The organism is Bradyrhizobium sp. ORS 86, assembly GCF_045571475.1.
In the GTDB taxonomy this organism is placed as follows: Bacteria; Pseudomonadota; Alphaproteobacteria; order Rhizobiales; family Xanthobacteraceae; genus Bradyrhizobium.
Map to the genome: position 1 here is coordinate 1,204,896 of NZ_CP120699.1, position 18,379 is coordinate 1,223,274.

15 protein-coding genes and 1 pseudogene are annotated in these 18,379 nt (G+C 60.1%); 6 read left to right on the top strand and 10 right to left on the bottom strand.

Going from position 1 to position 18,379, the window contains the following annotated elements:
- Window positions 1–5: 5 nt before the first annotated feature.
- A complete protein-coding gene (locus tag P6U25_RS05490) occupies window positions 6–1,547 on the bottom strand; it encodes an ATP-binding protein (RefSeq protein WP_407150454.1) in 1,542 nt (513 codons plus the stop codon).
- Window positions 1,548–1,755: 208 nt separating this feature from the next.
- On the opposite strand from P6U25_RS05490, the gene P6U25_RS05495 reads away from it, so the two are divergent.
- Both P6U25_RS05495 and P6U25_RS05500 read left to right on the top strand, forming a co-directional pair.
- Window positions 1,756–2,250, top strand: coding sequence for a gamma-glutamylcyclotransferase (locus P6U25_RS05495; RefSeq protein ID WP_407150455.1), 495 nt, complete (start codon window positions 1,756–1,758; stop codon window positions 2,248–2,250).
- Between the two features lie 23 nt (window positions 2,251–2,273).
- Window positions 2,274–3,101: a hypothetical protein gene (locus tag P6U25_RS05500; protein ID WP_407150456.1), complete on the top strand. Its 828-nt coding sequence runs from the start codon at window positions 2,274–2,276 to the stop codon at window positions 3,099–3,101.
- 102 nt (window positions 3,102–3,203) lie between these two features.
- On the opposite strand, the gene P6U25_RS05505 is transcribed toward P6U25_RS05500, so the two are convergent.
- The 7 genes and pseudogenes from P6U25_RS05505 to P6U25_RS05535 all read right to left on the bottom strand — a co-directional run.
- On the bottom strand, window positions 3,204–6,500 hold the full coding sequence (locus P6U25_RS05505) for a UvrD-helicase domain-containing protein (RefSeq protein ID WP_407150457.1): 3,297 nt from the start codon (window positions 6,498–6,500) through the stop codon (window positions 3,204–3,206).
- A complete protein-coding gene (locus P6U25_RS05510) occupies window positions 6,497–9,148 on the bottom strand; it encodes a PD-(D/E)XK nuclease family protein (RefSeq protein WP_407150458.1) in 2,652 nt (883 codons plus the stop codon). The genes P6U25_RS05505 and P6U25_RS05510 overlap by 4 nt, the downstream gene beginning before the upstream one ends.
- Window positions 9,149–9,390: 242 nt before the next feature.
- Window positions 9,391–11,838: an AAA family ATPase gene (locus P6U25_RS05515; protein ID WP_407150459.1), complete on the bottom strand. Its 2,448-nt coding sequence runs from the start codon at window positions 11,836–11,838 to the stop codon at window positions 9,391–9,393.
- Entirely contained in the window at window positions 11,835–12,011 is a 177-nt protein-coding gene (locus P6U25_RS05520; RefSeq protein ID WP_179734598.1) for a hypothetical protein, read from the bottom strand. The genes P6U25_RS05515 and P6U25_RS05520 overlap by 4 nt, the downstream gene beginning before the upstream one ends.
- 111 nt (window positions 12,012–12,122) lie before the next feature.
- The gene (locus P6U25_RS05525; RefSeq protein WP_407150460.1) at window positions 12,123–12,848 is read right to left on the bottom strand and encodes an SOS response-associated peptidase; all 726 of its coding nucleotides are present in this window, start codon (window positions 12,846–12,848) and stop codon (window positions 12,123–12,125) included.
- Between the two features lie 3 nt (window positions 12,849–12,851).
- Window positions 12,852–13,301 carry a hypothetical protein gene (locus P6U25_RS05530; protein WP_200469866.1) on the bottom strand — a complete coding sequence of 150 codons (450 nt, stop codon included), beginning with the start codon at window positions 13,299–13,301 and terminating at the stop codon, window positions 12,852–12,854.
- Window positions 13,302–13,350: 49 nt separating this feature from the next.
- Window positions 13,351–13,743 (bottom strand): annotated as a pseudogene (locus tag P6U25_RS05535) (hypothetical protein); the annotation flags it as partial.
- 148 nt (window positions 13,744–13,891) lie between these two features.
- Between P6U25_RS05535 and P6U25_RS05540 the strand changes: the two are divergent.
- The 3 genes from P6U25_RS05540 to P6U25_RS05550 all read left to right on the top strand — a co-directional run bounded on the left by P6U25_RS05540 (window position 13,892) and on the right by P6U25_RS05550 (window position 16,071).
- On the top strand, window positions 13,892–14,824 hold the full coding sequence (locus P6U25_RS05540) for a Ku protein (RefSeq protein WP_407150461.1): 933 nt from the start codon (window positions 13,892–13,894) through the stop codon (window positions 14,822–14,824).
- 291 nt (window positions 14,825–15,115) lie between these two features.
- The gene (locus P6U25_RS05545; RefSeq protein WP_407150462.1) at window positions 15,116–15,610 is read left to right on the top strand and encodes an NUDIX domain-containing protein; all 495 of its coding nucleotides are present in this window, start codon (window positions 15,116–15,118) and stop codon (window positions 15,608–15,610) included.
- Window positions 15,607–16,071, top strand: coding sequence for a metallophosphoesterase family protein (locus P6U25_RS05550; protein WP_407150463.1), 465 nt, complete (start codon window positions 15,607–15,609; stop codon window positions 16,069–16,071). The genes P6U25_RS05545 and P6U25_RS05550 overlap by 4 nt, the downstream gene beginning before the upstream one ends.
- A 72-nt stretch (window positions 16,072–16,143) precedes the next feature.
- On the opposite strand, the gene ligD is transcribed toward P6U25_RS05550, so the two are convergent.
- Window positions 16,144–17,091, bottom strand: a complete 948-nt coding sequence (gene ligD / locus P6U25_RS05555; protein ID WP_407152430.1) for a non-homologous end-joining DNA ligase — start codon at window positions 17,089–17,091, stop codon at window positions 16,144–16,146.
- Window positions 17,092–17,235: 144 nt separating this feature from the next.
- Between ligD and P6U25_RS05560 the strand changes: the two genes are divergently transcribed.
- A complete protein-coding gene (locus tag P6U25_RS05560) occupies window positions 17,236–17,838 on the top strand; it encodes a cell envelope biogenesis protein TolA (protein ID WP_407150464.1) in 603 nt (200 codons plus the stop codon).
- A gap of 66 nt (window positions 17,839–17,904) precedes the next feature.
- Here P6U25_RS05560 and P6U25_RS05565 read toward each other — a convergent pair whose 3' ends face one another.
- Window positions 17,905–18,108, bottom strand: coding sequence for a hypothetical protein (locus tag P6U25_RS05565; protein WP_407150465.1), 204 nt, complete (start codon window positions 18,106–18,108; stop codon window positions 17,905–17,907).
- Between the last annotated feature and the right edge of the window lie 271 nt (window positions 18,109–18,379).

Here is an 18,379-nt window from a genome sequence, read left to right on the forward strand (position 1 = left end):
CGGTTTCACGGTTGCGACAATCCCTCTCGCAGTATCTGATTTAAATTACGCCGCAGTGTGCCAGCGGACTTTACGCCTGCTCGCCGGGCGAGCTTCTCTCCAAGAGCAAGAGCCGCAGCGACACGCAATAGAGCATCGATTGCTTCTGGATCGGTCTGAGCAAAGGAAACCATGAACGGGTGGGTCATGGAGACCCGAATTTCAATTGTATCAGGGTCGTCTCCGCGTTCGCTTATGCGGTCGCTGACCGACAGCCAATCGCTTTCGGCCGGATCATCGGACAATTCGATCCGAACCAACCAGGGCGATCCGCGAAAATTGAACTTCAGCTCCCGCCGAGCGAGCGTCGGCTGAGGCTCCAGCGGCGTCGTTCGGGTGTCTGCGGGCGGCTGATCAGCCACTCTTGGCAGCACTTCTGACGCAGAGGAGGCGATCGCATCGCTCGTTCTCGCTAACCCTTGTGCAGCGGCTTTCGCCCGATCCTTCTTCGATGCAAGCGAGCGGTAGTGCTCGCATTGTCTCAGGAGAGGAAACGTTTCTTCGTCAAGATATTCTTTGAGGAGATCGAGGAACGGCTCTTCGTTCTCATCCCAACGAAATCCATCCTTCGTATGACTGACGTCAAAGCCTTCCAAGTGCAATTCGCCAAAGAGGCGCAGACGGGCATAGCTGCTGCTGCCCGACGTGCCGAAGAGCAGAGGCGGTCGATAGCCGTCTTCCCCGCTTCCCTGTATCAGTCGTCCGCGACGAAAGAGCGCGAAACCAGATCGGGCATAGTTTCCCGGGTCTCTCAATGCGGCGAAACCTCTCACCGCGAGCCCATCCCCAAACTCAAACTCTATTTCCTTTCGCCATACCCTGTCGGGTCCATCAGGCTCCTTGTAATAAGGAGCCGTCAGGATGGGCGGCTCCTCGTACGTCAAGCTTTCACCATTAAACCGCAGATCGAGCATTCCGTCTCTGAGAAAGACCCGATAGATGTCGGTTAGGTGCTCCTTGATTTTGCCCAGCGTTCTGCCGACCGGGATGTGGTGCAGGTCATCAAGTGAGACCTCAGTGAAGTGCTCGTTGGCGGCCGCGGGCCGCTCATCGATGTCGAGCTCTTCCATCTCGTCGCGCACGATCATCGCTATGTCGAAACGAACCGTTCGTTCAACTTTCTCGCCGAGGGCCTTTGTCCGAACCTGCCATTTTGGCGCAAACCAACAGGCGGCGCTCTTCATCCCCATGCCGAACTCGGAGAGGCCCGTTCGATCAGGTGGGATCACAGCAGGGCGAAACGCGCGCGGGAAAGTCTCGCTCGATATGCCGCCTGCATTGTCCCTGATCGTGATACGGCCTGGATAGGAGGTGTCAACGTCAATTGAGACCTTTAAGCGCCAGGCTGGCCCGTGAAGCTCACGCAGCTTAGTCTTGTTCTCGATGTAGCTCTGGACGGAATTATCCACAAACTCAGCCAGTGCGAACCATGGGCTGTAGTTGAGGTGACGCAGCACCGAGAGCACGCTAACGCCCGGCCGAATGTTGACCTTCTTGCTGGCCGACATTGGTGATTCTCCCCCGCCATATGCCCCGCAGTATACTTACGGCCTTGCGGGATGCACGCGAGCGTTGTTAATGATTCGCCGCGAGCAACGACATTGAACTATTGAACTATTTGCTTTGGGACCTCTGCTTCAAGCGCGGCACACGGTGTTTCGCTAAGGTTACCACAATCAAGGGCTGCATATGTGGGTGCTCGGATACGGATCGCTCATGGGCGATGGATGGGAAAAGCAGTTCAGGTGCAGCCGTCGAGTGCGCGCCGTCTTGGATGGCTACAGGCGCGCGTTTAACAAGGCCTCTGTACGGAACTGGGGTACCAAAGCGCGTCCTTGCCCGACCCTGAACGTGGTGAAGAGCGAGTCGTCATCATGTCCAGGGATCGCGTTCGAGTTTCCTAGCGATGCCGGCGCTCAAGTCCGAGCCTATTTGGTCGAACGAGAAGGCAAGGGCTTTGAGCTTCACGAGCTGTCCGTGCGAATCGATTCCGGAGCCACCGTCAACGCGCTAGTCCCATTGTATGCAGGACCAAATCTACTGCCTGAGGGCGACTTGCAGGCGATCGCTAGGATGATTCTAGGCGCGAGCGGAACACATGGCTCGGGAGTCGACTACGTGGATCGCGCCGCCAACGAGCTTTTGAAGGCCGGCATCGACGATCCTGTAGTCAACGAGCTCAAGTTGCTTATTGGCCGGCTGACTTCGTAAGCTATCTCTGATAGGCGGTCGCCATGAAGCTAGGCTACTCGGAGTTTTCTTTCGGATATGCGTTCACAGAAAACTTGATCCGATCTTCATCAGCTTCACCGAGCAGCGCTCCAGTTTTCCCAAACTTGGTGCAGGAGGCTCAACTTGGGTACGACGTTCGAATCGACCTTCCAGCTTTCCCTCTCTTTTTTCAATACAAGCTCCCAGAATCGATGAGGCGCAATAGCGCTGCCGAAATATCGACACATCAGCTAGCGGACCTTGTCGTGCCGTTCTTTCGTATGCCGCTCATGCGGCGCGATCTGTCGGAGCAGCATCAAAGGCTCATTGAGCTGGAGCAAAAGTTTCCTGGCACTGTGCTCTATGCCTCGCCAGGCATGCACAATCTGGGTGAGTTCAACGTTGCGTATAAAAATGGGCGCGTCCACGAAAAGTCAATCTTCTTCTCCCCGGCTGATATCGGTCCACTTCCAGATGACAAGAATCACGTGATAGCATACCAAACTGAACCGCCCGTCGCGTACTTCTGCTCGCAGCCACGTTCGATAACTGCACTGAACTATGGTGCATTCAGTCAAAGGGCTCGCGGGCTCTTTGAGCGACCGCACTACAGGACGTTGGAGGATTCATCTCGACTAGTCAGAGACGTTGTTAGAACTTTGGTTAGTCCGCAGATGCGAGGAGCAGAAGCAGAACTTGCACAACGCGTCAGGGTGAGGCGAGCGGCCGAGCCGACTGCGGCTGCAGCTTCCGACCATGTGGAGAGGGTGGTCGAGGATATTTTGGTAGCCCGCGAAATGGCGCGCGTAGACCTCGGCGTTGATCTGTTAATCTCGCAGCCGCGGGAGTAGTCGTATTGCGCGGTTTGCAAATTCGGTCGGCTGGTTCGTCGATAGAACGGCTTCGAACTCCGTACTAGCGTCGGACCCGGCCGCTCTGGACGGCACATTAGATCACCGACAGATCCAATCGACGCGACCGGATGTCATGTAGACGATGGCGCCGCGTTGAGCTCCGATCACATGCAGATACTGGCCAAGCTGCTGCCTGTAGGTTGCCCGATCTGACTCTTTAGGTGCGACGTCGCTTTTCCAATCGAAAGCGATCTTCCCGCTGTCTTCGTCGTCCGCCACCGCATCGGCCCGCCCGACGATCAATTGATCCGAACTCGTCGGAGCAATGCCATAGATCGGCAATTCCGCCACGAGCCGAGCACGATACGGTTTGATATCAGGAAGCTGGAGAGTGCGTAGCACGGTGGTCGCAAGCTCCGTCGGATCGGGCCCGGGGCCGAATGACGAGGGCGGGGGCAGTTGATCGCGCAATAGCGCGGCCCTCGCGATTACCGTCTCCGCGTTCTCGTCCAGCTCGCCGGTCACCAGCTCTTCCATCAGCTTGTGCAAGAGGATGCCGCGAACGCGCCCGCCCTCCACAAGGTGAAGCGGGCGAAGAGGCTCGTCATCGCTCATTTCCGAGGGGATCAATTCCGTGATCACATCTGGATCGCCATCGCTGGGCGTAATCCAGCGTATGCGCGGCGAAGCCTCGAGCCGCGATTGCTCCTCCGCGAATACTTCCGCGTTCTGGAGATTTTCGGTTGCTGTGGGCGAGACGATGCTGGCGCGTGGTAAGCGCGAGATATCCAGCTCCGGCACGATGTCCAGCTTGAAATCCAGGAGCTTGGCCCAAGAGGCGTCATTGCTCCAGGTGAAGTCCGGTATGATCAATAATTCCATCGCCCGGGTGCACGCGACGTAGAGAAGGCGCAGATTCTCATTTCGCTTCTCGGTTTCTTCAGCCAGCAGGGCGTCACCGAGACTCGGAGGGACGACTTGGCCCAGGGCCCAGTGCAGAGTCTCGTCCCTTCGTCGATAGACGAACGTCTCGGCACGACGCGGCATCGATGCGCGATTGATCGGTATGACGACCGGCCATTCGAGGCCCTTCGAGCTATGCACCGTGACGATCTCGATCGATTGACCGTCAGCTTCGACCATACCCTCTGGCGATCCCGAGCTGCTTGACCACTCGTCGTCGACGTCCCTGGCGAATTGAACGAAGCCACGAACTCGATAGCTGCGGGCGCGCTCGACCAAACCATCGATATTGGCGAGCGATCTAACGGCCTGGTCGGCGCCGCGAGCAGCCACGATCGCGCGAACGCGCAGTCGTTCGATCGCTTCCGCAAGGATGAGGGCGGGTGTGGTGCCGTCAACGCGACGGCGAAGATCGCGCAAAATCGTCAGGACCTCGCGAGCGATGGGGTGTCGAATGTTAGCAGGATCAGTTCGCAAGGTGAGCCCGCTGATCCGGTCCTTGTCGTCCGGCGTGGCGAGGCCGGCGGTTATGTCCAACAGCTCTTGTTCGGTAAGACCGACCAGGGGACCGCGCAGCAAGGCTCCGAGCGCCAATGTATCGCGCGGGTCCGCCAGCGCGCGGATCAACGCCACCAGGTCCTGTGCCTCCTGCCTCCTGAACAGGTTCTTGCCTGCCTGCGAGGCGAACGGCAGTCCGGCTTCCTCGAGCGCTCTCTCGTATCGCCAGAGATCGGTCGAAACGGGAGCGAGCAGGGCGATGTCGCCCGGACTCAGGGGCCTGGTTTCGCCGTCGTTGAGCTTTACTTCGACGTTTCCGATCAAGCGTGCGCAGACCTCGGCGACGACACGCGCCTCCTCGTCGCGGGAGCTGTCGACTCTCGTCTCTGGAGGGAGTTGCACTGAGACCTTGGTGACGCACGGAAAGCCGTACTCGACGGCGGTTCGCGTGCCCCGCAAGGCAACATAGCCGGCTTCCTGCGAAGACAGGCGTTCTTCGAAGCAAAGGTTTACGTGGTCGAGAATCTGACCGCGGGACCGGAAGTTGGCTGTGACGCGAAGAATATTGTTCGGAAATTGATCTTCGATGGCTCTCCGTACCATCAGATACGTCGCGAGATCGGCCCCCCGGAAGCGATAGATCGCCTGCTTTGGATCTCCGACGAGGAAGAGCTGCCCGGGTCTCAATGATCGGAGGTGCCACGACTGCTGGTTTTCTTCGGCGCTGCAGAGGAGGAACATGATCTCCGCTTGCACCGGGTCGGTGTCCTGAAACTCGTCCACCAGTATTCGGGAGAACCGCCCGCCGGCATTAGTGCGTACGGCCGGATAGTTGCGAAGCACATCACGGCACGTGAACAATAGGTCGTCGAAGTCGAGAACCGCCGCCCGCTTCTTGAAGGCCTCATATTCGGCCAACACCTCTCCGAGCTCTGCCGAGAGTGTGCCGATCAGCGATGTGGCGATCCTGCCCATCAGTGCGCCGTAGGCGTTGCGACATCGTGCGTAATGTTCTTCCGCCTGGTCGGCGAGACGGTCACCGGCTTCCCGCCCCGCCACCTTTCGCCATACGGAACGCCGTCGGTATTCGCGCAGGTCGAATGCATCCTTGCGCATAATTGGGAGCCAAGCCGGGTGAGCCAAGTCCCACAGACCTTCGAAGTCGGGCAGGGGATCGAACCGCCCTTGAAAATGCAAAACCAGTGTCTCGAGTGCTACGATATCCGGGTCCGCCTCGGGCGGGACGTCGACGTGGTCGCACCAGCGGCGGAACTCGCGAACGCTCTCAGTGAATTCCAGGTCAGCTCTGGAATCGAGATCGGACGCCAGGGGCTGCGCCGATCGATAGCGGCGGCGGAATCTGGCGAAGCTGCGCAGGAGATCTTCGGCACCGATCGGATCTCTGCGCGCGATCGAGGCGATGCAATCACCCGGCGAGGAAACCGGTTTGTCGAGCCGATTCCGCCACCATCGGTCAAAGATCGCGTCGAAGGCAAAGTCCGCCTGATCGGCGTCCAGCACCTCCGCACCGGGATCGATTGCGGCTTCGACGGAGTAGGTGCGCAGCAGATCGTGGCAGAATCCGTGAATCGTTCCGCAATTCAGTTCATCGAGCCGATCGGATGCGGCGCGCAACGTTCTTCTTTGATCTGCCGTAGGTCCGTTCGCCAGACTGAGCTTGAGTTCGTGGGGGACGTTGCCCGAGAGGAGGCAGTCGAGATACCACGCGATGCGCTGACGCAGTTCGCCGGCCGCGAGTTCCGTGAAGGTGATGGCTGCGATCGATTTTGGAACTACGCCAGTCGCGAGCAGCATCACCACGCGGCCCGCGAGAAGGGACGTCTTGCCGGTGCCCGCGGCTGCCTCAACCAACAGACAGGAATCCAGGTCGGTTAAAGCCCGCAGACGTTCGGCGTCGTCCACCATGGCCGTCATGGTACGCTCCAGAAGCGGGCGATGTTTTCACTCGCCTTGTTGTAGGCTATGAGCTTGCGCCGCTCGTAGCCGGGCGATGCCGGAAGCGCCAATCGCAGCTCGTTGGATTTGTCGAACGACAGCCGACCCGGCACCGGAGAGCCACGTCGGAGCATTGCAACGGCTACGTTGATGAAGGCTGCGATCTGTTCGATTGCCGCATCGAGATCGTGAAGCCTTAGAACCAGAGGCTCGCCCCGGAGATAAAGAAGCCTGGCGACGATCTGCGGATCTTCCTGCAGCAACTGCCGGCAGGCGAGGCCATACAGCGCCCGCTGAAGCTCGGCCCCGCCGTTGATCACGATGCGGTTGGCATTCCGGGGAGCTTCGCTTGTCTTGTAGTCCGTTACGCGGGCGGCAGAATGATCCATTCGCAGGTCCAGCCGATCGATGGCGCCGCGCAGCTTGACGGGCGTGCCCGGTACGGCAACGGGAATCCTCGGGTCCCAAGGCAATTCCCGGTCGATTGCGAAGTCCTCGGACTGACCAAACGGAACCTCAGTCCAACTGCGCGTTCCAGTTTCCGTGATCTCCTTGCGCAATAGCCCTACTAAGGCGAGGGAAGCTGCAAAATCGAGTGTGTTGTTCCACAACAGGGTTGGAGGCACGTGCCCCTCCAGCGGCCAGCTCTCGCGGACAAATTGGGCGGCCTCTTTCAGTGCGTCCTCGATCTCTCGGTCCGACGCGCGCGCATAACCAGGCTGTGGCTCAAGCAAGTTGACCGAACGCCGTAGCAGGTCATGCACCAGCTTGCCGAACTCGGCAGGCGCCATCGTGAGCGGCTGTTCCCGATCCTGCGGCGCCGACCAACCAAGCCCATAGCGCCAGACGAAGCCGAGTGGGTCTCGCAGCAATCTCTGCAAGGATGTCGGGGACTGCACACGTTCGATGGCCCTCAGGATAACGGGATGATCTGCGTCGAACTGGCCGTCGTTTCGCGTCAGCGATCCGAGATGCCAATTGCGCCAACACAGATCAGCTGATGCGATTCGATCAATCTTGGCGGCATCCTTCGGGCGGGCCATGAGCCGGTCCGCCTCGCTCCAGGCGTGCTCTGGGATGCGGGCTCTCGATAGCGAGATTTCGGCGCGATCCTGGAGAAGGGGGCTTCGTCCCAGTCGGCTACCTTGCGCGCTTCGGCGGCTGCGCGACAGCACGACCTCGCCGGACGCCGCTTCGAGGATGACCCGGAAATGTCTGCGGTCGGCCTTGGCGACTGGATCGACATCGAGCTCGTCCGCCGGCAGGACATGGTCAGGGAGAATGGCATCGCCGCCTGCCCGTCGAGGCCAATTCCGGTTCGTGAGTCCCAGCAGACGGACGTGGGTGCGCGGCGCAGCCGCCAGATCCCGTGCCGAACACCAGACGATCGAATCGGCCGCGTCATTTTCGGACTCGAACCGTGCATTCTGCAAGGAGAGCTCGATGGCCTCGGGCGGCGCGGTCCGCAACGCCGCTTCCCAAAGCTGCAGTGCGCGTCCGCGCAGCAATTGCTGGCCGGCCTCCCTAACGGCCGAAATTCCGCTTGTGAGCAGCTCGACCAGTGGCAGGACAGCTTGCACTCCCGCCAAGGATGGGTCCCTTAGCACCATGGCGGCAATTGCGCGCTGCCAGTCCTCGACGCGGGCCAAGGTCGCACCCCGCGGAAGTGAAGCCAACCACTGCTGAGGAAGCTCGTCGAGAGGATCTCGCTGGCCTCGACACAACGAAACCAGGCGACGCATGCGTTGTTGGTTCAAGCCATGCAGGAGCATGTCGGCCAACGCTGCGCACCGTTGGCCGTCGCGTGTCGCGAGTGCGGGAATTCCATGCGTGAAGTGTAATCTCAATCCAGCATCCGCGGCTAATGCGCAGAAGTGATCGTCCCAGGGCATCGTACCCGCTGAGGCGATCGCGATTTCGTGCGGTTTTGCGGCGCCGGACACGATCAGGTGTCTTGCCCAGCGCAGGCTCTCGACAACCTCGTGATGCGGGTCGGCGCAGGAGACGGCAGAGGCGTCGCGTTCGGCGCTGACTTCTTTCGATCGGATCACCGATCCCGCGAACCATTCGGTCTCGGCAGGCGCGGGTGCCTGCCATTCGACAAGGACCTCTTTCGAGAGCGCCTCCACCAATGATCGCCAAACCGGGGCGATCCAGGAAAGCCCCTCGATGGTCACGGGACCGATCGCACGCTTCGCGTGATGAATCCGCTCGAGGGCGGCGGCCCGTAGATCGGGCGGCGTCAATGTCGCGTCTGGCAAGGATCGCCGGATACGCTCTTCGATCAGCGCCAAGTCTGCGAGACGGGCGTGGCCCGATCTCCCTTTCGATCGGAGATCGATATCCGCATCCCAGACCTTACGCAGCGTGCGCGAAACCGCTCGATTCATCCCCGGAAGGTGTCTTACCGCATCGAGTTCGACGAAGCCGCCCTCGGCTAGGGCGTGCTGCGCGGCAAGGTCGAGTACCTCCGTCGCAAGCGGCGCGGTAAACCCGCCCGCAAGCCTTGCAGCGAGCTGCGGCAGTGTCAGGATCTGCAGGCCGCATTCGTTTGCGCGCGCCGCTGCCGCACGTCGCCCTTGAAAGGCAAGGTGGCTCCCAATTACAGAGGTCTTGATATCGAGCATATCGTCAGCGCTGTCGTTACGGTTTTAATGTCATCGACCTGGCTAAGAAGCGTCATCTCGCGCTGAAGGTCATCTAGTCCCTTGATCTTGAAGCCCATGGATTCTCCTGTGAATCGCGCCGCAGCATGACCTGATCCCGATATTCGCGGGAGACATCAGCAACTCAGCAAGTGAAGGTTTGGTATCCGTAAGTGATTGTTCTAGAGAATTGCGTGATAATGAATTTTACGGAAAATACGCGTCTACTTGGGTTTTGATTTGAGATTTAGGGTCACCTTATTGCAGGCGCAACGCAGATACTCGGGGATTGGTTTGGGCGAAGCGTAAAGCCACGAGCTGCAGTCATCGCAGCGAAAGCATTCGAGCAGGCTCTTGAACGCGGCGATGACGGGTTCAAAATCCTTTTTGCCGAAATTGGCCCATTCGTTGTAATGCACCGCCTTGTTGACGGCCCACTGTTCAACGCTGCGTGCACCGTTTGACTCGGATAGCGCTGTCTTGCGCCTAAGAGCCTCCTCCTTTGCCGCGGCATTGCCCCACGATTGGGCGGCATCCGCAGCTTTGCCGCAGAGTTCTTTCATACGAACCAGAACGCTCGGCAGGAGTTCACCGAGCTCGTAATTTCCGTCGCTGCGGAACGCAGGCCGCGCCGCCAGCTGGTCCGCCAGGTGCCGAGACGCATATTCAAGATGATGCCGCAATCCATGCGCGGCAGTTTCGACCTTGCCGCGCGACAGTGCGGCCGCGATTTCGTCCCAGATTTCTTCATTTGACTCAACAAGCGGCCCTGTATCAACGGTCCAGCTGTGAAATGCGAGCGATGTCTTGCTCGTAACCAGGCCAGCCGAGCGCATCTGCTCCGCCCAAAGGCGGTCATGAGTCGTAATGATGAACTGGGTATTTGGGAAATAAGATTTTAGCAGCTTGCAGAATTGATATCGATGTCCGGAATCGACGGACATGACCACGTCGTCGAGCAATGCAAGCGTGAAGCGATCGCCGAACAAACGCTTCATGAGCGCCAGATAAAGGCACACGCCCATCCCATCCTGATGGCCCTCACTGTGATAGGCACCCGGCGGAAACAGGCCGCGCTCGTAAAAATTGACGTTGAAATCCAGCTTGCCCTCGCTTGGGCTGAGCTTTGCCGTGAATTTCACTTCGTCGTCTTCGTTGACCGCCTTATAGTAAGTGCTGAAGTCCTTCTCGACACTGTCATAGAGCGCATTGAGTTCGGCCTCCATGACATCGCAGTACGCGTCATATGCGGCTTTGCCGAGTCTGGCTGCTTTTTGGGCTGCGGTGCCTTTGCGCGTCGCCTCGCGATAATCATCGAGGCGCAACTGTGCGGTCGTAAGAAAGGTATGCGCGTCTACATGGGCTGTCTGATCGGGTTTCGCGTCCACGGCGGCCTTAACACCAACAAGCATTGCGGCGAGCTGACCTGGTAGACCATGCCACCCACGTTCAAGCCGTGATTTCATGCCGACAAGGCCCTGTAGGTCGGAGACACCACCTTTGAAGGTCTCGAGATCCTGCGCCCAGCGATCGAGCAGCAGGCGGGCGGCATCATTGTGCTCGGCTGCGATTTTGACAACTGGCGCAATGAGCCCGCTCAGCCGCGCGCTATACTGTGCGAGGGTGGAACCAGCGCCGAGCATCTCAGCCTGAAGCGTGGCGGCTTCTCCAGATTTCGACAGCTTCGTTTTCAGATGCTTGCGCAGGTGATCTTCGTCATCCCAGGAGCGATCACAGAGTGGACACTCGGCGCCGTCCAACAGTTCAAGCCCCTTCTCGATCAGAGCGCGGCGCTGAAATGTTTCCAGGAGCGAGGGATCGGCTTCAAGACGGGCGATTGTTGCCAGAATGACTGTGGCAGGTTCTGCGCCGGCAGGCCCAATCTTCTCCAAAGCGCTGGAAAGGGCTTCAAGATCGCGCAATTGGGATGCCTTGTTGAACTCTGGCAGTTTATCGCCGCCGGAAAGTCCCGCATCGAGCTTAGTATCCGCAGCAAGCGTAGCGATCTCCGGCAGCCCGAGAACCTTTCGCCGCGCATTGACCGCGCTGAGGAGGTGAGGCGCGCGGAATTCTGCAATCTGCAGGTGCCGCTGCAGCGTGTTCCGACTGGTATCGACCTGTGTCGCCGCGAGCTTTTGTGCGGATTGAAGTCTGTTAGCAGCGGTGTTCAGAGCTGCGCGCGTCTGGCCGATCTCGTCAAGCTTTAAGACCGTCTGAATCTCTTCTGACCGTTTGCTGGGTTCGATCAGGATGAAGCGTAGAATGTCGCGGCGCGACAGCGTGATTTCGGGATGCTCGGCGATTTCGTCGAAGGCCGCCCGGATATCAGGTTCGTTGGGATTGATCGCTGGCTTTTTTGGAGCGGAAACTTTGCGAGTGATCGTCGCCGTCTTCCCAAGTTCCTGGAAATGGACGGTCAGGCTGACGAAGGCTGCGTCCGGAAATTTGGCCTTATCGACATGGGGCCCATGCTCGGCCACGGACAGGCCCTTGGTGCCCGCACCGGTCAGACGACTCATCTTGCCTGTGAGCGCGAACTCGATTGCATCGATCACACCGCTCTTACCCGATCCATTGGGGCCGGATACCGAGAACGTATCCTTGCCGAACGTGATATCCAGCTTGCGGATACCACGTACCTCTTCGATATGGGCGCTCTCGAGCTTGATCATTCGATGTCACCTGCGTCATCAGACGCAAACACCTTGGCGAAATCGTCGGGCTTAGGTTTCTTATCCGCCGCCAAGAGATCAGTAATCTGCTCGATCTTTTTTGAATCGAAGTCCTCGTCCTCGGCCAATTTGGCGAGGAACTTGTCTGCAATCGTCTTCTGCAACGTGCTCATGAGCCAATCTCGGCGAATCGTAGGTTGCTGCTGAAGGGATAGTAACCTGCGCGGCGCTGCAGCATAAGGCGACCAACTGACGGGCGGCGGGCCGACCGTCGGTTTTCCCCGTCACGCCGCCGGCCCGGGCAAGTCTTCCTTGATACCGCGGGCAACGATCCGGAGCGTTTGGTCCGGAAGCGGCCGCTGCAGCTTCAGGGCCTTGTCCGGAGGTGCCGTCATCCAGGCCTCGACCTCGTCCGGCGTTGTCAGGATCACGGGCATCGCCTTCGGATGGATGGCGGCGACCTCGGTGTTTGGCTCCGTTGTGAGGAACGCGTAGAGGTCGTTTGTCGTCTCGCCTTCCTTGACCTTCCGCACGGACGTCCAATTGGTCCAGATGCCGGCGAAACAGGCGAGGGGGCGGGTCTCATCGAGCGCGAACCAGATATCACCGCCCTCGGCCTTGTTGAACTCGCTGAAGGAGTTGAACGGCACTATGCAGCGATGCTCGGGGCCGAGCCAACGGGCCCAGTGCTTGCTCGTCACGTTGCGGATGTTGGTCGTTCCGCTGTCCGGCTCCATTCTGAGCAATTCCTTGAAATCCACTGCCTTCCCCTTGGCCTGCAGCTTCTCGGCTCGCTTCTTCGTGGCGTCCATCAGCGCTTTTGACGACGACGGCATTCCCCATCGCGCCGTAGCGAGTTCGCGGCCCTCGGTCCCGTTGCGCACGATCGGTGCCTTGTAATCGGGGAAAACCCCCGGCATCGGCGCCAGATTTCCAACGTATCGGTTCACGACGCGGAACAGCGCGCTGATCGCGGCTTGGTTGGTCGTGATCGAATAGAGATTGCACATCGGTCAGGATTCGGTTCGAGGATGGCGCGGCTGCCACGTCAACTGTAGCAGAGTCGCGGATGGACGCCGGCCCGCTTTGGCGCATTTACGGCAGCGCAGCCGGCTGGCAAGATCGTGCACGAAGGTGGTCGGCGGGTGCTTCATCGCCGCGAGATCAACGTCACTCGGCGTCTTGCAGCGCGCGCACCTGATTTCCAGCCAGGGAAAGCCTCCGTTCACGGCCTGATCGATGGTCGGCGACGGATCGATCGGTTCGCCGTCACTCCACATCCGCTCGTTCCAGCTTTCGCACAGAAGCCTGTCGGCTTGCTGGATCATCGCCTCGCCTTTGGCCCGCATCTCCGCCGATTGGGTCGCCAGCATGTTCGCCATCGCACGTGCCTTGCCGAGCTCTTTCGCCAGAGCCTTGCGATCGCCGCCCGACAGCGGCGTAGGGTGATACTTCGGGGCCATCCAGACATCCAGGCGCAAAGCGATCGGATCGGCAAATCCAGAGCGACCACGGCGTCTCGAACGCTGGCCAGCACCCGTCTTCTTCATGTCTGCCAGTGCGCTGTTGGCAGGTGTTGTCGAGCAGCCGCTGCGCCACGTCCTTCCAGACCGCGTTGGCGCCAAACAAGCGGACGGCATCGGCGGTCTGGATTTCCACGGTCCGCTCGCAGCGGCGGCAGGAGACGCGCAGCACGTGGCCCTTCATTTCCGAAAGGCGTCGCTGTCGGGCCTGGGCCACGGTCGCGCCGGCGCGACGATCTTTGAGGACCGATTCCCAATATTCGGCCGGGAGGGGGGCATCTGGACCCGCAGCGGGCGGCGCTCGTCTACGGTCGGCTTCAGCGGCCAATTTTTCCATCTGCTTCGGGGTAGGCATGCGCCAGCTCGCGGGTCGGTCGGTCATGCCCGAATTAGAACATAACAAGAACAAATGTCGAGTCCGACCAGGCGGCCGTTGAAGAAAATATCCTCCTGTGGGGCGGGTCCCCGATGTCGGAACCAAGCCGAGTCGTTCGTCTTGAATCCGGTATCAGTATCGGAGTTCCCCCGGCATGGCCCCCCGCGCTAACTGGAAAGGCTTCCTGCGTCTTTCCCTCGTCACCTGTCCGGTCGCGCTCTATCCGGCCACCTCGGACTCCGAAAAGGTCTCTTTCAACCAGCTGAACCGAAAGACCGGCCATCGGATCAAGTACGCCAAGGTCGATGCCGACACCGGCGAGGAGGTCGACAACGAGGACATCGTCAAGGGCTACAAGGTCGACACCGACACCTTCATCGAGGTCACCAAGGAGGAGCTCGAGAACGTCGCGCTGGAATCGACGCGAACCATCGAGATCGACGAGTTCGTCGACTGCAGCGAGATCGATCCGCGATATCTCATTCGCCCCTACTACCTCCGTCCTGACGGTAAGGTCGGGCACGATGCCTTCGCCGTCATTCGGGAAACCATTCGCGAGATGAACAAGGTCGCCATCGGACGCGTCGTGCTGACGAACCGCGAGCACATCATTGCGCTCGAGCCGTTGGACAAGGGGCTGATGGGGACGCTGCTGCGCTATCCCTACGAAGTCCGCTCCGAAAAGGAGTATTTCGACGAGATCCAGGATGTCAAAGTCACCAAGGACATGCTTGATCTCGCCAAGCACATCGTCAATCAGAAGGCGGGCCATTTCGAGCCGCACAAGTTCGAAGATCAGTACGAGACCGCCCTCATCGATCTCATCAATCAGAAGCGCGCCGGCAAGCCCATCACCGCGAAAGCCCGTCCTCGAGGAGAGAACGTGGTGGACCTGATGGACGCCCTGCGAAAGAGCATCGGAAGAGAGGGCGCGGCCACGCCAGAGGCACCCAAGAAATCAGGCAAAAAGCCGCGCAAGGCGGCGGCGGGGCAGAAGGAAATGCTGATGCCGATCGCAGGCAAGAAGCCGGCGAAGGAGGCCGCGGCGAAGAAGCCGGCAGCCAAGCCGCAGCGGAAGTCGGCTTAGGTGTCGTGAAGCATCCGGTGACGCCGGACGGCCCTACTTCGTTGTTCGCGGCAGGCTCTGGAGAATGGCAAATCCCATCTCAACTAGGTCACGCGAGATCATTTCGTCGGCCGTCTAATGGCGGCCCGGCGAGGCGGTGCGTGCGCCAGGAAGGCGGCCGACCGCTACGCCGAAGCAACGGCGCATCGGACCGTGGACGGGGCTAAGCAGGCGCTCGGCGAGCGCGGTCCGGTATGGTGGGACGACGGCGCGCCGGCTCTCGGTTGCTCTGCAAAGTAGGAGCGATATGCGGTGAAAAAGACTTCCAGGAGATCGACCTTGAGTGCGGGTATTCTCGCATACCGCAAGGGCGCTCGCGGGCTTGAGGTGCTGCTCGTTCATCCCGGCGGTCCGTTCTGGCGCAAGAAGGATGATGGCGCCTGGTCCATTCCTAAGGGCGAAATCGATGCCAATGATGCTCCGGAGAACGTCGCTCGACGCGAATTTGCCGAAGAACTCGGCCCGAGCGCTTCGATTGGCCCACTCAAGGCGCTGGGGGAAGTCCGACAGCGAGGGGGAAAGCGCGTCATCGCATTCGCCGGCGAGGGGCGCTTTGATCCGGCTGCGCTGACCAGCAATACCTTCGATATCGAATGGCCGCCCCGAAGCGGTCGACAGCAGAGCTTTCCCGAAGTCGACCGCGCGGAATGGTTTGATATCGAGCTCGCGCGAACCAAGATGCTGTCCGCTCAGGTAGAATTCCTCGATCGTCTAGTGGCAATCGCGATTGAGAGCGCCGGGAAATGATCTTCCGGATTGGAATCATTTCGGATACGCACGGTCTGTTGAGGCCCGTGGCGGAACGAGGCCTGACGGGCGTCGATCACATCATCCATGCCGGCGACATCGGGCGCCCCGAGATCGTCGACGCGCTTCGCCGGATCGCGCCCGTCACAGCCATTCGTGGAAACGTGGACAGTGGCGAGTGGGCTCGCGACTACCCCGACACGAACCTTGTGCGCCTGGCGAGTAAGTCGATCTACATTCTACACGACTTGAAAACGCTGAAGGCCGACCGCGGCGCCGGCATCGACGTCATCGTCTCCGGGCATTCCCACGTGCCGAAGATCGACGCGGTCGGTGGCGTTCTCTATCTGAATCCCGGTAGCGCGGGACCCCGGCGTTTCAAGCTGCCGATCACGCTTGCGACGCTCGAACTCACGCCTGACGGCATGCGACCGGAAATCCACGACGTTGGAGGCGACTGAGTGCCATCGGGAAGTGAATTCACACCGGAGGAGGCGAACAATCTCTTTACCGGCTTTCGCCGCACGGAAGCACTACTTGCGCGGACGTTCTCGCTCGCGCACGACGTCCTTCGCCCGCTTGTCGGACCTGAGCCCAAGGTAGACGGGCTGGCGCAGTTCGCCCTTACTCGTCCACTCCGCGAATTTGACCTCGGCAACCAACGAGGGCTTGACCCAGGTCGTGGCGGCCTCGTCCTTCACTTTGGCAGGGAAGGGTGATTTCGGGATCGTCAGCTTCACGAGCTTGGCGTGGAGGTCTTCCAGGACCTTGTGGCTGAAGCCAGTGCCGACATGTCCGATGTAGCGCCATGAGTCGTCTTCCCGCACGGCGAGGACCAGGGCGCCGAAGTATGGCCTCGTGCGCCTCGGCGCCGTGAAGCCCGCGATCACCACTTCCTGCCGCTTCGCTGTCTTGATCTTCAGCCAATCCGCCGTCCGGCTTCCGGACACATACGCGCTGTCGGCGCGCTTCGCCATGACGCCTTCCAGACCCTTCCGCTCGGCCTCGGCGAAGAACTTCGTGCCGTGCGCTTTGCGGTGACGACTGAAGGCGATCAGCCGGTGACGCGGCAGTATCGCTTTCAGCTGCTCCTTGCGCTCGAGAAGAGGCCGTTTGCGCAAGTCAACTGCGTTCTGAAACATGAGATCGAAGGCGCAATACAGGAGCTTGGCTTCATGACGCAGCGCGTTTTGCAGCAGTTGGAAATGCGAGACGCCGTCCTTTCCGATCGCGACGAGCTCGCCGTCGATCACGGCGTCGCCCTTCACACCCTCGAGCGCTTTGGCGACCTCGATATAGCTGCGGCTGATGATCTTGCCGTTGCGGCTATAGAGCGAAACCTTGCCCCGCCGGATTTCCGCAATCATCCGGAAGCCATCGTACTTATCCTCGAAAACCCAGCCGGGGTCGTCGAACGGCGCGTCGGTGAGCGTAGCGAGCATCGGCTGTAAGCGCTTGGGCAGGGTCGACGTCCGGCTCATTCGAGGCCAATCCTTAAAAGCACGTTGCGAAAGGCATGGACGTCCTTCAAGGATTGGGGAACGCTTGGGGGCCGCGTCGTGTTCCGCAGGCATGGTGGCGTGCGAGACGTTAACGATTGACGAGGGCGAGGGCGGATCAGACCGATGGCCAGAAAATTGAAGACCTATCAGACCTCGCTGGGCTTCTTCGATCTGGCGATCGCCGCTCCCTCCATGAAAGCGGCCCTCGAAGCCTGGGGCGCTGACAGCAATCTCTTCCACCAGGGCGCGGCGAAGGAAAGCGACGATCCGGACGTCATCGAGGCAACTACGGCTGCGCCGGGCGTCGTTCTGAAGAGACCCGTCGGCTCCAACGGGCCATTCAGGGAGCATGCCGAGTTACCTACCGACCTTGCCAGCGGCAGCTCAAAGAAGACAGGCCGCCGTCAACCGCGGAAGCCTTCCAAGCGGGCCCACGACGATGCGGCCGACCGGAAGGCTGCACTTGCTTTCGAGAAGGAACAGAAGCGACGGGAGCGCGAACGTGCCAAGGAGGAGGCCGTCCGGCAGAAGGAGCGTGAGCGACGGCAGCACGCCGTCGACAAGGCGCAAGGTGCTTTGGACGCGGCCCGTCGCAAGCACGAAGAAAAGGCCGCTGACATTCAACAACAGCTCGAAGTTCTTGAGGAAAGCGCGCGGGACGAGGAAGGGCGTTGGGAAAAGGAGAAGGCCCGGTTGGAAGACGCGTTACGACGGGCGCGAGGTTAGGTCTCGAAACGCCTGCTTTGCCGTCGAGATCGGAAATCGCCAACCCAGAATGCCAAGTCTCCAGCCTTAGCTGTTGCCGTCTTCCCGCAAAATGCGCTCCAGATCATCCTCGAAGATGTTCTGCGTTGCTTCGAAAAGAGCCAGGAGCTTCAGAGCTTCTGCGGCGTTTGCACCGCCCTTGCGGACCATCCGTTGTTGCCTTTCGACGATCTGACGTCCTTTGGCAACATGGCGACGGGCAAGGATGACACGTTCGGGATCGTGCGACATTGGTGGCTCCTGCTGCAGGCGGGAGCGCGATTGGTCTCTCAGTCACCGGTGCCCGCGGGCAGAGTACCTTTGCCGGTGATGACCAGATCATACTCCGTTTCGCGAATTCGGACACTGTCCAATTCAAACCGGTGAAGTTGAATGGTGCTTCTCGGCGAGTGTGCTCAGCCTGAGCGATCGCTTGTAGATCATCGGTCGGAAACCGCCCGTGCAGCGGCCTGATTGAACCTTTGCGCGGTCCCGCCTGTCCTCCGGAGAGAGCTCCATCACC